Genomic DNA, 11409 nt, shown 5'->3' with positions numbered 1-11409 from the left:
TGCCGGCTATTGGAACCTCAGATTTTCGTGAACAAATGGGCGGGACGTGAAACCAGAACCCCATCATGGTGACAGATATGACTAAGATTCTCAGAAACTCATCAATAGCCGCGATTTTGGCGGCAACAGGCGCGATACCAGCTGCTGCTGAGTTGAAATATGAAAATAACAGCGGCGGATATGTGCATCTATACGGACAGTTCCACCCCGCTCTTGTTTCGGTGGACGACGGCCAGGATACCGAGACACGTGTTCTGGACAACGACCTGTCCAACAGCCGGGTCGGTCTGCGGTTGATGCAGCCTTATGGCAGCAACGAGTTCATGTTCTGGTTGGAAACCGGCCTGGGCTTGCCCAGCACAGGGACGGCCAACCAGTTCGGCACCAACAACAACGGATGGTCGCGCGAAGACATTCGCCACGTCGATTTCTCGCTTAAGGGGGGGTACGGAAAGTTCTCGGCTGGTCAGGGCAGCATGGCATCAGATGGGGCCGCAGAAGTTGATCTGTCTTATGTCGGGACCGCTTTGTATTCGTTCACCAACGATGAAAACGGAGCGTTCTTCTATCGTGATCCCACAGGCACACTGAGCACAATTACAGTGGGCGACTCGTCCAGCAACTTTGACGGGGCGCGTCGCGGGCGCATCCGCTATGACACGCCGGATTTCAACGGGTTCTCGGCGGCAATTGCCTATGGTCAGAACATCCTGTCCAGCAGCGATGACGACGACTACTATGACATCGCGGTTTCCTACAGCAATACGTTCTCCAACGGCGTCGAGTTTGCCGCCAGCATCGCCTACGCCGTGCGCGACTTTGACAACTCATCTGGTGAGCGAAAAGACACGATCGGGTCAGCCTCGGTTCTGCTGCCCAGCGGGTTCAGCTTTACCGCTGCCCTTGGTTCGCGCGATGACACCTCATCCGGTGCAAGCGATCCGGACTATTGGTACACCAAGCTGGCTTATGAAGGAGACTGGGTGTCCTGGGGCAAAACCGGCGTCGGTATCGACTATTTCGACGGGTCGGATTTTGAAAACAGCGGTTCAAGCACCAAGTCCTGGGGTATTGCCATCGTTCAACGGTTCGACAGCATCAACACCGACGCATATCTGAAGTACCGCAACCACGATTTCGACGACACGATCAGTTTCGACAAAAACGAAGCGTGGGTTCTGGGCGCGCGCTGGCGGTTCTGATCCTGCTTCTGAGACAAGCATGCGCTCCGGTTCGTTCCGGGGCGCTTTTTTGTTCAATTCAGCGGCAAAACAAAGCTGATCCGGGCTTTGCCCCCTTGCACGCGGGCGGCTGGGCAAATAGAAGGCGTCAAATTTGCCCGGCGCGCCGTTTTGCGCGCCCCGAATCCTATGGGGACTACCATAATGCAGGTTACCGAGACGCTGAACGAAGGTCTAAAACGCGGCTACAATATCGTCGTATCCGCAGCCGAGCTGGACGAAAAGGTCAATGAGAAGTTGACCGAAGCGCAGCCGGAAATCGAAATGAAAGGTTTCCGCAAAGGCAAGGTACCGATGGCGCTGCTGAAAAAGCAGTTCGGCCAGCGCCTGTTGGGCGAAGCGATGCAGGAAAGCATCGACGGTGCGATGAACAAGCACTTTGAGGACAGCGGCGACCGTCCTGCGCTGCAGCCCGAGGTCAAAATGACCAATGAGGACTGGAAAGAAGGCGACGACGTCGAGGTCGCAATGTCCTATGAGGCGCTGCCTGCGATCCCCGAAGTAGACCTGAAATCGGTCGAACTGGATAAGCTGATTGTCAAAGCAGACGACGCAGCCGTCGAAGAAGCGCTGAACAACCTGGCCGAAACTGCGCAGGACTTCAAAGCGCGCCGCAAGGGTTCCAAAGCGAAAGATGGCGATCAGGTTGTGATCGACTTTGTGGGCAAGGTTGACGGCGAAGAGTTCGAAGGTGGTTCCGCCGAAGACTATCCGCTGGTTCTGGGTTCCAACAGCTTCATCCCCGGCTTCGAAGAGCAGCTGGTTGGTGTGAAGGCCGAGGAAGAAAAAGACGTCAACGTGACTTTCCCTGCGGAATACGGTGCCGAGCATCTGGCCGGTAAAGACGCTGTATTCACCTGCACCGTGAAAGAGGTGAAAGAGCCCGTCGCTGCCGAGATCAATGACGAGCTGGCCACCAAATTCGGTGCCGAAGACCTGGCCGCATTGAAGGGCCAGATCGCTGAGCGTCTGGAAGCCGAATACGCCGGTGCGTCGCGCGCTGTCATGAAGCGTGCTCTGCTTGATGTGCTGGACGAGAAAGTCTCGTTCGACCTGCCGCCGTCGCTGGTTGAGGCTGAAGCCAAGCAGATCGCACACCAGCTGTGGCACGAAGAGAACCCGGAAGTGGAAGGCCATGACCACGGTGAGATTGAGCCCACTGACGAGCACAACAAACTGGCGGAACGCCGCGTGCGCCTGGGCCTGCTGCTGGCCGAACTGGGCCAGAAGGCCGAGGTTGAAGTCACCGACGCAGAAATGACGCAAGCTATCATGAACCAGGCCCGCCAATACCCGGGTCAGGAGCGGCAGTTCTTTGAGTTCGTGCAGCAGAACGCTCAGATGCAGCAGCAGCTACGCGCGCCGATCTTCGAAGACAAGGTCATCGATTACATCGTTGAACTGGCGCAGGTTGCCGACAAAGAAGTCAGCAAGGACGATCTGCAAAAAGCCGTTGAGGCACTGGAAGAGGAGTAATCCTCTTCCACCCCCCCCGGGCAACGTGGGGCACAAAAAAGCGGAGCCGTCTGAAATTAGACGGCTCCGCATGGGTGGCTTTGTACTTATGAGGTGAGGGGGTCAGGCCTCATGAGCAAAAGCACGGGGGGTTCGTAGCAGAGCGGTCTTTTGCTCTGGCGTAAATCGGTCCGAAAGCTCTTCGATCAGTTTCAGAACATCTTCGACTTCGGCCTTGCTCGTGGCCGCGTTCATCTGTTCGACAAAGTACCGTTCCAGTTGCGAAAGCGGCTGATGGTCGAAGTTAGCGACCGGCTGCTGTGGCGCTGCTTCGGTCTTGCCATGGGCATAAAGATCCAGAGCCGCTTCCTCGGTCAGGAAGACATCATGCTCAATCCCGGCATAGTTGCGAATTCCTGCAATCCGTTCATCCGAGCAATCCATGAGTGCGGCCATGGCGACGACCTTGCCCATGGGCTTGGCTGTGCCGACATAGTCATAGGGCGCGTTGCCTGAACGTTGCAGGACCCGGTTCATCACTGGATCGATCACTGCGATCGAGTCCAGAACTCCGGCTGTCTGTGCGTATTCGAACGAGCCGATCATGACTTCGCTGGTGACGTAGGATACAGAGTTCTTTCCGCGTCCGCGTCCAAGTTTCTTGGTGTCGACGCAGAAGCGCGTCGCTTCCCAGACCTGGGCACTGCGTATGGGTGCCTCGCCATCCAGGATAGAGCTGAAGACGTCGGCCAGCATGTGTGGCCCGGTCGTCTGCAACAGTCGCATACACCCAACGACGTCCCCTTCGTCGTTGATGTTGACAACATGTGCAGGATGCAGGTCGTCAAAGTGATCGCGCTCGCGGCCATCCTTGATGTTGACATCCCAGCCAAGGCGATCCCCGAAAACCCGTGCCCGCAGCTGGAACATGTCGTCCAATACATCTTTGAATTTGTGCTGGTTCATACCATCAATTACGATGATCATTTCCATCCCCCTACAGTCTGGTTACCGTGTCTTAGAATTTAACCAAGATTCGGTTTAAGGCTATTGGGGGTTTCCCGTAATTTTGTCTTTTTTTTGATTAACCTGGGGCAATTAGGCCCATTCCGATGGCCCGTCCGATGGCCTGCGGAGTGGTGAGCGCGCCGAGTTTCTCGCGGCCCGAACGCATGTGCACTTCTACCGTGCGGTGTGAAATGGACAGAATATCGCCAATGTCCTGCTGAGATTTACCCTCGGCGACCCATTGCAGGATCTCTTTTTCCCGGGTCGAAAGGGTCGGCAGGTACAACGCTTTCGCCAAAAGACCGGATTGCATAACGGTGTCATGCGCGTGAACCGCGGCCATCTGAAGATCGCCCATCACATGCTTCTTCAGCTTTTCCCATTCCGCGTCCGAGCAATCCCTTGTGACACTGAGCATTCCGCATTCGCCGTACGGCCCCCGGATCGGAACAGTCAGCCCGCGCGATGTAATCCCGAAATCATTCGCATCGCGGAAGACAGCATGGAATTTCTCGTCATGGTTAAACCGCCCCCAGTCAACGGGCGCGATGCTAAGCACTGACTGATAAATCGTGGGGTCGAAATGGTGATAGCCGTGGCTGCCATAGTGAATCTTCCACTCGTCAGGGTAGTTCGCATAACCCTGCACATCACCTTTGATGGGGTTCATGGTTGCATAGGAAGCGTAGTCAAAGCCGAGCTCATCGCAGACGGCATTGATGATGTCTGAGGCCGACTTTTCCTCATGGTCGATTGCGGCCAAGTCTATCAGTTTCACCGGTCCAACCCTTACAGTGACACTCCTAGCCCCAAAGAAATGCCGTCTTCGTCCTTCACGGTGTATACGTTGCGTCAACCTTGGGGTGTTGTGCAAGCCATTTGTGCAAGCCGCGTATGCTTATTGCGTACTTAAAGCAACAGAACGGGGAAAAACATACCTTTTCGGCACTTAATATCCCGGATTACCTCCGGTTGACGCGAAGTTCGGGGCGTTTTGAGGGGGTTTATTCCGATCGCAGGCCCGTTTCGACCAGCATTTTTCGCGCTTTCGCTTCGGGATAGAAGCCCTTTGCGTACAGAAAAATCGCCCGTTGCTGATCCCCATCGGACAACAACCATGCCCCCCTTAGGTACTTTCCGGCGAATTCCAGATTGGTGTCTGCATCCAGCAAGCCTTGCGCTTTCCCGTCATACCCCATCGAGCGTGCCGTTGCGGGAAGGATTTGCAGCAACCCGTAATACGGCCGGTTGACCGCCCATGGCCGATGTGTGCTTTCCCGGATCGCAAGCTTGTGTACCAGTTCGCGCGGCAGTTCGTAGTGATCGGCCCACTTGTTGATCGATTCGCGCAGTTCGGCGGTCTCGTTCGGATAAAGCGGTGGATCAAATGCTTCGTCTGAGGGCCGGTTGGAGCCGCTACAGGCGGCGATGGGCGTTGCAATCAGAATAGCCAGCACACTGCGGCGAAGGAACAAAGTCATAAGATAGCTCCGACAATGGAGGGGCCGATGATATGAAACGAAATTCTGACTGCAAGGTTGGGTTTTTTGGAGCAGCAAAAACTTGCTGAAATAAAAAAGAGGCCGCGCATGGCACGCAGCCTCTTTCTCGTCATTTCCTGTCGGATCAGGCTTTGGCTTCGTCTTCTTCAGCCGAAGCTTCCGGTGCCAGATCTTCGTCTTCCGAAGCGGCAGAACCGATGTCGTCGAACAGTTCGGCAATCTCGAATTCCGCGGCAGCTTCTTCTTCAGCAGCCAGTTCCTGGATCGATTTACCGGAGGCTTGCAGTTCGGCTTCTTCTTCCGAACGTGCAACGTTCATCTTGATCTCGACTTCGACCTCGGGGTGCAGTTTGACTGCGAGCGAGTGCAGGCCCAGTTCCTTGATCGGAGCAATCAGAACGACCTGTTTCTTATCGACAGTAAAGCCTGCTTCGGTTGCGGCCTCTGCGGCGTCACGCGGAGTGACCGAGCCGTAGAGAGCGCCGGCATCCGATGCCGAGCGAATCACGATGAACTGCTGACCGTCCAGCTTTTCAGCCAGTGCTTCAGCTTCTTTCTTGGTTTCCAGGTTGCGTGCCTCAAGCTGCGCTTTCTGGGCTTCGAACGACGCGATGTTGGCACTCGATGCGCTCAGCGCCTTGCCCTGGGGCAGCAGGAAGTTGCGGGCGTAGCCGGGTTTGACGTCAACGACGTCGCCCATCTGACCCAGTTTCGCAACGCGTTCCAGAAGGATAACTTGCATGTCAGTCTCTCCTTACTTCACGGCGTAGGGCAGCAGGGCGAGGAAGCGCGCGCGCTTGATAGCACGGGCCAGTTCACGCTGCTTTTTCGCAGAAACGGCGGTGATGCGCGAAGGTACGATCTTGCCACGCTCAGAGATGTAGCGCTGCAGCAGACGGGTGTCCTTGTAGTCGATTTTCGGCGCGTTCTCACCCGAGAACGGGCAGACCTTGCGGCGGCGGAAAAATGGTTTTGCGGCCATGGTTTATGTCCTTTCGTCAGGCGTTGATCAACGGCGCTCGCGGCGGTCGCCACGCTCGTCACGCTTTTGCATCTGAACCGACGGGCCGTCTTCGTGGCCGTCGACCTTGATGGTCAGAACGCGCATGACGTCTTCGTGCAGACGCATCAGGCGTTCCATTTCCTGAACGGCGCCCGAAGGAGCGTCTGTCTTCAGGAAGGCATAGTGGCCTTTGCGGTTCTTGTTGATCTTGTAGGCCATCGTCTTGACGCCCCAGTACTCGCTATCAACCAGCTTGCCGCCGTTGTCAGCCAGAACGGTGCCGAAATGTTCGACGAGGCTTTCCGCCTGCGCGTTGGACAGGTCCTGACGCGCGATCATTACATGCTCATACAGTGGCATGTGCACTCCTGTTTATATCAAGGCGCATTTCAAAGGCGGGGCTTTCTGGTCCTTCGCGACCCTGCCACGAGAGGCTGCGCGATTCATAACTCTTGCGAAGGATGGCCCCATATACACGTTTGAGCGCGAGGGGCAAGCCCCGCCACATATGCCTTTGTGAAGTCGCCCTAATTCCTTTGGCGCGCCCAATTCCTGACGCTTTTCGGCTCAAAGTTGTTTTGTATGCCGGGGACTAGCCGGAACGAGCAAATTCAGTACGGCAACCTGAGACGGGGTAAAGAAAATGACCGCTACGAACACAAACGCAATTCACAAGACGGCCACTGGTTCGCGATTTGAACATTCTGTGCCTGTCATGGTGGCCTTCGCACCGAACTGGAAAGCGAGAATGATCTTGGCGCGGGCCTTGGGCCTGATTTTGATCGTAGCCGCATTTTCCATGTGGCTTATGACCGGATCCGTTGCAGGACCCGAAGTGTGGCCTATCAAACTTGCGGCTTCGATGATGTTCCTGCTGGTCGGGGTCAGTTTGCTGACGATCGAGATTATGGATGCCCGGCCGGACGCATATTTTGATCCGATCCGCCGCGAAGTGCGCGTGCTGCAGAAAAACGAAAATGGTCGCCCGCAAACGGTTCTGCGTCGCAGCTATGAAACCCTGGGGGGTGCACGTTTTGCGGATGATCAGGTCGAGTTGTTCGACATGGATGGCAGCCTTCTGATGAAGCTGCCGCTGCAATCAGCGGATGTAAGCCGGGCGCTCAAGGGGCAACTTAGCGTAAACGTTACGATCTTCGCCTAAATCCCGTTCTGTTCAAAAAAGAACAGAATTTGTGAGAGAATAGAGGTTGAGTGCCGCCCTTGGGCGGCACATTTACGTTAGTGAGCAACCATTCTGGGTTGCACCACCAATTCTGCGGAGTTTGTTATGAAACCTATCCTCCTGGCCGCCGCACTGGCCGTATCAGCAACATCGGCTTTTGCTGCTGCCGAGAAATATGTTCTGGACTCAAGCCACAGCCAGGTCGTCTTTACTTACAATCACCTCGGATTTTCGACCACAACCGGGATGTTCTCGGGTTTTGAAGGCGAGATCATGTTCAATCAAGCAGACCCTGCCGCGTCGAGCGTGACCGTCTCGATGCCGGTGGTCGAAATGATCACGGGCTGGAAGCCGCGCGAAGATCATTTTATGTCCGAGGATTTCTTTGCTGCGGCCGAGGGTGACTTGGCCACCTTTACCTCGACCGGTATTGAAGTGACAGGCGAGAATACCGCCAAGATCACCGGCGATCTGACCCTGAACGATATCACCAAGCCCGTGGTGCTGGACGCAACGCTCAATCAGGTTGGCGAGCATCCGATGGCTGGAAAGCAGTGGGCCGGGTTCGATGCGACCACAACTCTGCTGCGCAGCGACTTCGACCTGGGTCAATTCGCACCGTTCGTCAGTGACGAGGTGGAAATTTCTATCTCGATCGAAGCGCAAAAGGCTGAATAAGACAGATTTCAGCTATTGAATCGAAAACCGCCGGTGCTGAAACACCGGCGGTTTTTTTGTCGGTCAATGTTACTTGGCCCGCGACGCGGTCAACTCTACTGCAACGGTCACGGCAAACGCCAGCGAGTCTTCAGCGGGCATTTTTTTGCCAATGTCGAAACTCAGCCGGTCCAGCGTTATTTCCCCGGTCATTGTTGCGACATTATCCTGAATACTCAGAGCGAAGGGCAAAGCGATGTCCAGCGTCTTGTCTCGGATTGTCAGGGGGCCACGCGCCTCGTATCCGGATTCGGTTTTGAACAGGTCGGCATCGAAGCTGGCGGTCGGGAACTGGCCGCTGTCGAAGAAATCCGCGCCCATGGCTTGATCCGTTACGGTTCCGAGGCTCAGCGAGCCGATGGCTATGGTCACGTCCACCGACCCTGCGAGGCCGGGTTCTGCCGGTTGGTCGAAAGTGATCGCGGCGGTCCAGTCAGAGAAACTGCCGGTTACAGGGCTGCCAAGTTGCTTGATCGTAATCGACAGGTTTCCTTCCTGCACCTGCCAGTCCGACTGAACCTCTGCAAGTTCGGCGGTGTCAGTGGAAGCGGCAGAGTGGTTGGTGAAAACCCCAGTGGACCAGCCGCCGACCAGAACACCACACCAGACAACTAGTGCGGCGGCGGCGGGGACAAGTGAGTGTTTCTGGGCGGGCGGCTCCGGCGCATCCGTTGCGCCCGGCAACATCCGACGCAGCGTGCTGTCTTTATCCATGACATGGTGTTTCAGCGCTCCTGCGATGTGCAGCACCAGCGAACCCGCCAAGACGATGATGAGCAGCCAATGCAGGCTGGCGGTCAGTTCAGCCAGAGCGGGCGACTTGGGAATGAATGGCAGGTTCTGGCCAAAGGGCCACAGGATAGGCGCGAACCCTTCAGCGGCTGCGTGGTGCAACCAGCCGGTCAAGGGAACCAGCACAAGCGAGCCATACAAAAGCCAATGCACTGTTTCGGCGGCGAATGCTTCGGGCTTGTTTTCTGCGTTCAGCAAACCGGGTTTGGTTTGTGTCATCGCCCAGAGGATACGGGCCAAGGCTACGAAAAAGACGGTGATGCCAACAGTTTTGTGCAGTGAAAACAGCCGTGCGGCCTGCGCGATATCGTCCTCGGTTGTCGGAATTGACGGGTCATAGATCGCCTGGGCCAGGTTGTTGGCAAAAAAGCCCAGTGGCAATGCCGTGAAAATCAGCAATGCCGTCAACCAGTGAAAGGTCTTGGCAATACTTCCGTAGGTAGAGAAGGTATTTTTCGAGTGCATTGATCGGATGCTCCGAAGGTGAAGGTCTGGACACAACCTATATCCGTGTGAACAGGACACAATATGACCGTGCGCACAGCGATGGTGCCGGAATGCAGAGCGCAGGCAATGCTTGTGCCGGGCCAATTGTCGGTTTACACCCCGCCGCAACCTAACGTCATCCATGAGGTTGCAATGACACTCGCGTTCGTTTTCCCGGGGCAGGGCGCCCAGACTATCGGTATGGGCAAAGCACTGGCCGAAGCCTATCCCGCCGCGCAGGCGGTATTTGACGAAGTGGACGAGGCACTGGGGGAAAAGCTGAGCAGCCTGATCTGGGATGGCGAGATCGAAACACTGACGCTGACACAGAATGCGCAACCGGCGCTGATGGCGACCTCGATGGCGGCGATGCGCGCGCTTGAGGCCGAAGGGGTTGCGATTACCACTGCGTCCTACGTCGCGGGGCATTCGCTGGGCGAATACTCGGCGCTTGCTGCTGCAGGGGCTTTGTCGGTCGCCGATACTGCCCGCCTGCTGCGCACACGCGGTCAGGCTATGCAGAGCGCCGTGCCGGTAGGTGAAGGCGCGATGGCCGCAGTGCTGGGGCTGGATCTGGAGGCCGTTCGCGCGGTTGCGGAAGAGGCCGCGCAGGGCGAGGTCTGCCAGGCGGCGAACGACAATGATCCGACACAGGTTGTGGTATCGGGCTCCAAGGCGGCTGTGGAACGTGCCGCAGTCATTGCAAAGGAAAAAGGTGCCAAGCGGGCGGTCATGCTGCCGGTCAGCGCGCCTTTCCACTGTGCTTTGATGCAGCCGGCTGCCGATGTGATGGCCGAGGCTCTGGCCGCGGTCGAAATAAAGGCGCTGGCCGTTCCCTTGGTGGCGAATGTGCGTGCCGAGGCCGTGACGGACCCGGATCTGATCCGCCAGTTGCTGGTCGAACAGGTGACGGGTTCGGTCCGGTGGCGTGAAAGTGTGCAGTACATGGCCGCGCAGGGTGTGACCGAGACATGGGAAATTGGCGCGGGAAAGGCGCTGTCGGGCATGATCCGAAAAATCGACCGGGCTATTGGCGGCAAGGCTGTCGGTACACCCGAAGACGTGCAGAATGCGGTGCAGGCCGAATCGTAATCTCCATACGCGTCGACACAGACGAACCAAGAGGGAAACCGAATGTTTGATTTGACAGGTAAGAATGCGCTGATCACTGGGGCTTCGGGCGGCATCGGGGGCGAAATTGCACGTACCCTGCATGCGGCGGGCGCGTCGGTTGGGCTTTCCGGCACACGGGTCGAGCCATTGCAGGCGCTTGCGGACGAACTGGGCGAACGGGCCCACGTTTTGCCCTGCAACCTGAGCGACGCCGAAGCGGTTGCAGCGCTGCCGAAGCAGGCGGCCGAAGCGATGGGATCCGTTGATATTCTGGTGAACAATGCGGGCATCACGCGCGACAACATCTTTATGCGCATGTCGGATGAAGAATGGCAGAGCGTGATTGACGTGAACCTGACCGCGACCGCCAAACTGTGCAAAGGCGTTCTGCGCGGCATGATGAAGGCCCGCTGGGGTCGTATCATCAATATCTCGTCGGTGGTGGGCGCAACCGGTAATCCGGGGCAGGCGAACTATGCGGCGTCCAAAGCCGGAATGGTGGGCGTGACCAAATCGCTGGCCTACGAAGTGGCAAGCCGCGGAATCACCGCGAACGCCGTGGCTCCGGGCTTTATAACCACCGCGATGACCGACAAACTGACGGACGACCAGAAGAGCGGAATTCTGGGGCAGGTTCCGGCGGGCCGTATGGGCGACCCTTCGGAGATTGCCGCCGCAGTTCTGTATCTGGCTAGCCCCGAAGCGGGATATGTTACCGGAACCACCTTGCATGTGAATGGCGGTATGGCCATGTTGTAAGCGCGGCGCAGGGCAGGCGCGAAACCGTTTGCCTTGTGCGTTGTCTGTGCTATAGGCGGCGCAGATATGTGGGGGCCGGTCATTCAGGTTGGCCTTCGCCATGCCCGGTCAGCCGGGTCTCAAACCGCCCGGAACGGGCAAACCAAAGCC

13 protein-coding genes are annotated in these 11409 nt (G+C 57.0%); 6 read left to right on the top strand and 7 right to left on the bottom strand.

Annotated elements, in window-relative coordinates; genetic code table 11:
• Positions 1-77 precede the first annotated feature (77 nt).
• Both ACR3EQ_RS06765 and tig read left to right on the top strand, forming a co-directional pair.
• Positions 78-1202, top strand: coding sequence for a porin (locus ACR3EQ_RS06765; RefSeq protein ID WP_170610237.1), 1125 nt, complete (start codon positions 78-80; stop codon positions 1200-1202).
• A gap of 183 nt (positions 1203-1385) precedes the next feature.
• Positions 1386-2717 carry a trigger factor gene (tig, locus tag ACR3EQ_RS06760; RefSeq protein WP_170610238.1) on the top strand — a complete coding sequence of 444 codons (1332 nt, stop codon included), beginning with the start codon at positions 1386-1388 and terminating at the stop codon, positions 2715-2717.
• A 102-nt stretch (positions 2718-2819) separates the two neighbouring features.
• Here tig and ACR3EQ_RS06755 read toward each other — a convergent pair whose 3' ends face one another.
• From ACR3EQ_RS06755 to rpsF, 6 genes are all read right to left on the bottom strand, one after another.
• A complete protein-coding gene (locus ACR3EQ_RS06755) occupies positions 2820-3683 on the bottom strand; it encodes an acyl-homoserine-lactone synthase (RefSeq protein ID WP_480490157.1) in 864 nt (287 codons plus the stop codon).
• A gap of 97 nt (positions 3684-3780) precedes the next feature.
• Positions 3781-4482 carry a helix-turn-helix transcriptional regulator gene (locus ACR3EQ_RS06750; RefSeq protein WP_170610242.1) on the bottom strand — a complete coding sequence of 234 codons (702 nt, stop codon included), beginning with the start codon at positions 4480-4482 and terminating at the stop codon, positions 3781-3783.
• A 226-nt stretch (positions 4483-4708) separates the two neighbouring features.
• On the bottom strand, positions 4709-5185 hold the full coding sequence (locus ACR3EQ_RS06745) for a lytic transglycosylase domain-containing protein (protein ID WP_170610244.1): 477 nt from the start codon (positions 5183-5185) through the stop codon (positions 4709-4711).
• Between the two features lie 145 nt (positions 5186-5330).
• Positions 5331-5948, bottom strand: a complete 618-nt coding sequence (rplI, locus tag ACR3EQ_RS06740) for a 50S ribosomal protein L9 (RefSeq protein WP_170610246.1) — start codon at positions 5946-5948, stop codon at positions 5331-5333.
• Positions 5949-5960: 12 nt separating this feature from the next.
• The gene (gene rpsR / locus ACR3EQ_RS06735) at positions 5961-6188 is read right to left on the bottom strand and encodes a 30S ribosomal protein S18 (RefSeq protein ID WP_005608650.1); all 228 of its coding nucleotides are present in this window, start codon (positions 6186-6188) and stop codon (positions 5961-5963) included.
• Positions 6189-6215: 27 nt separating this feature from the next.
• Complete coding sequence (gene rpsF / locus ACR3EQ_RS06730) at positions 6216-6569, bottom strand: 30S ribosomal protein S6 (protein ID WP_170610248.1); 354 nt, start codon at positions 6567-6569, stop codon at positions 6216-6218.
• A gap of 283 nt (positions 6570-6852) precedes the next feature.
• On the opposite strand from rpsF, the gene ACR3EQ_RS06725 reads away from it, so the two are divergent.
• Both ACR3EQ_RS06725 and ACR3EQ_RS06720 read left to right on the top strand, forming a co-directional pair.
• Positions 6853-7371: a hypothetical protein gene (locus ACR3EQ_RS06725; RefSeq protein WP_170610250.1), complete on the top strand. Its 519-nt coding sequence runs from the start codon at positions 6853-6855 to the stop codon at positions 7369-7371.
• A gap of 126 nt (positions 7372-7497) precedes the next feature.
• Positions 7498-8070 (top strand): YceI family protein, encoded by a 573-nt coding sequence (locus ACR3EQ_RS06720; protein WP_170610251.1) that lies wholly within the window; start codon positions 7498-7500, stop codon positions 8068-8070.
• 69 nt (positions 8071-8139) lie between these two features.
• Here the strand turns inward: ACR3EQ_RS06720 and ACR3EQ_RS06715 are convergent, their stop codons facing one another.
• Positions 8140-9366, bottom strand: a complete 1227-nt coding sequence (locus ACR3EQ_RS06715) for a cytochrome b/b6 domain-containing protein (RefSeq protein WP_170610253.1) — start codon at positions 9364-9366, stop codon at positions 8140-8142.
• Between the two features lie 174 nt (positions 9367-9540).
• Here ACR3EQ_RS06715 and fabD point away from each other — a divergent pair, with 174 nt between their 5' ends.
• Positions 9541-10479, top strand: coding sequence for an ACP S-malonyltransferase (gene fabD, locus ACR3EQ_RS06710; RefSeq protein ID WP_170610925.1), 939 nt, complete (start codon positions 9541-9543; stop codon positions 10477-10479).
• A gap of 42 nt (positions 10480-10521) precedes the next feature.
• A complete protein-coding gene (fabG, locus tag ACR3EQ_RS06705; protein WP_170610255.1) occupies positions 10522-11259 on the top strand; it encodes a 3-oxoacyl-[acyl-carrier-protein] reductase in 738 nt (245 codons plus the stop codon).
• Positions 11260-11409 lie beyond the last annotated feature (150 nt).

The sequence above is a fragment of the Ruegeria sp. AN11 genome (assembly GCF_056536005.1).
The sequence above is the reverse complement of the archived record's forward strand: the minus strand, read 5'-3'. Positions and strand labels throughout refer to the sequence as shown.

What these genes read in the sequence shown, in the direction of transcription:
- ACR3EQ_RS06765 (WP_170610237.1), top strand. Translation starts at nt 78, where the DNA reads ATGACTAAGATTCTCAGAAACTCATCAATAGCCGCGATTTTGGCGGCA.
- tig (WP_170610238.1), top strand. Translation starts at nt 1,386, where the DNA reads ATGCAGGTTACCGAGACGCTGAACGAAGGTCTAAAACGCGGCTACAAT.
- ACR3EQ_RS06755 (WP_480490157.1), bottom strand. Translation starts at nt 3,683, where the DNA reads ATGATCATCGTAATTGATGGTATGAACCAGCACAAATTCAAAGATGTA.
- ACR3EQ_RS06745 (WP_170610244.1), bottom strand. Translation starts at nt 5,185, where the DNA reads ATGACTTTGTTCCTTCGCCGCAGTGTGCTGGCTATTCTGATTGCAACG.
- rplI (WP_170610246.1), bottom strand. Translation starts at nt 5,948, where the DNA reads ATGCAAGTTATCCTTCTGGAACGCGTTGCGAAACTGGGTCAGATGGGC.
- rpsR (WP_005608650.1), bottom strand. Translation starts at nt 6,188, where the DNA reads ATGGCCGCAAAACCATTTTTCCGCCGCCGCAAGGTCTGCCCGTTCTCG.
- rpsF (WP_170610248.1), bottom strand. Translation starts at nt 6,569, where the DNA reads ATGCCACTGTATGAGCATGTAATGATCGCGCGTCAGGACCTGTCCAAC.
- ACR3EQ_RS06725 (WP_170610250.1), top strand. Translation starts at nt 6,853, where the DNA reads ATGACCGCTACGAACACAAACGCAATTCACAAGACGGCCACTGGTTCG.
- ACR3EQ_RS06720 (WP_170610251.1), top strand. Translation starts at nt 7,498, where the DNA reads ATGAAACCTATCCTCCTGGCCGCCGCACTGGCCGTATCAGCAACATCG.
- ACR3EQ_RS06715 (WP_170610253.1), bottom strand. Translation starts at nt 9,366, where the DNA reads ATGCACTCGAAAAATACCTTCTCTACCTACGGAAGTATTGCCAAGACC.
- fabD (WP_170610925.1), top strand. Translation starts at nt 9,541, where the DNA reads ATGACACTCGCGTTCGTTTTCCCGGGGCAGGGCGCCCAGACTATCGGT.
- fabG (WP_170610255.1), top strand. Translation starts at nt 10,522, where the DNA reads ATGTTTGATTTGACAGGTAAGAATGCGCTGATCACTGGGGCTTCGGGC.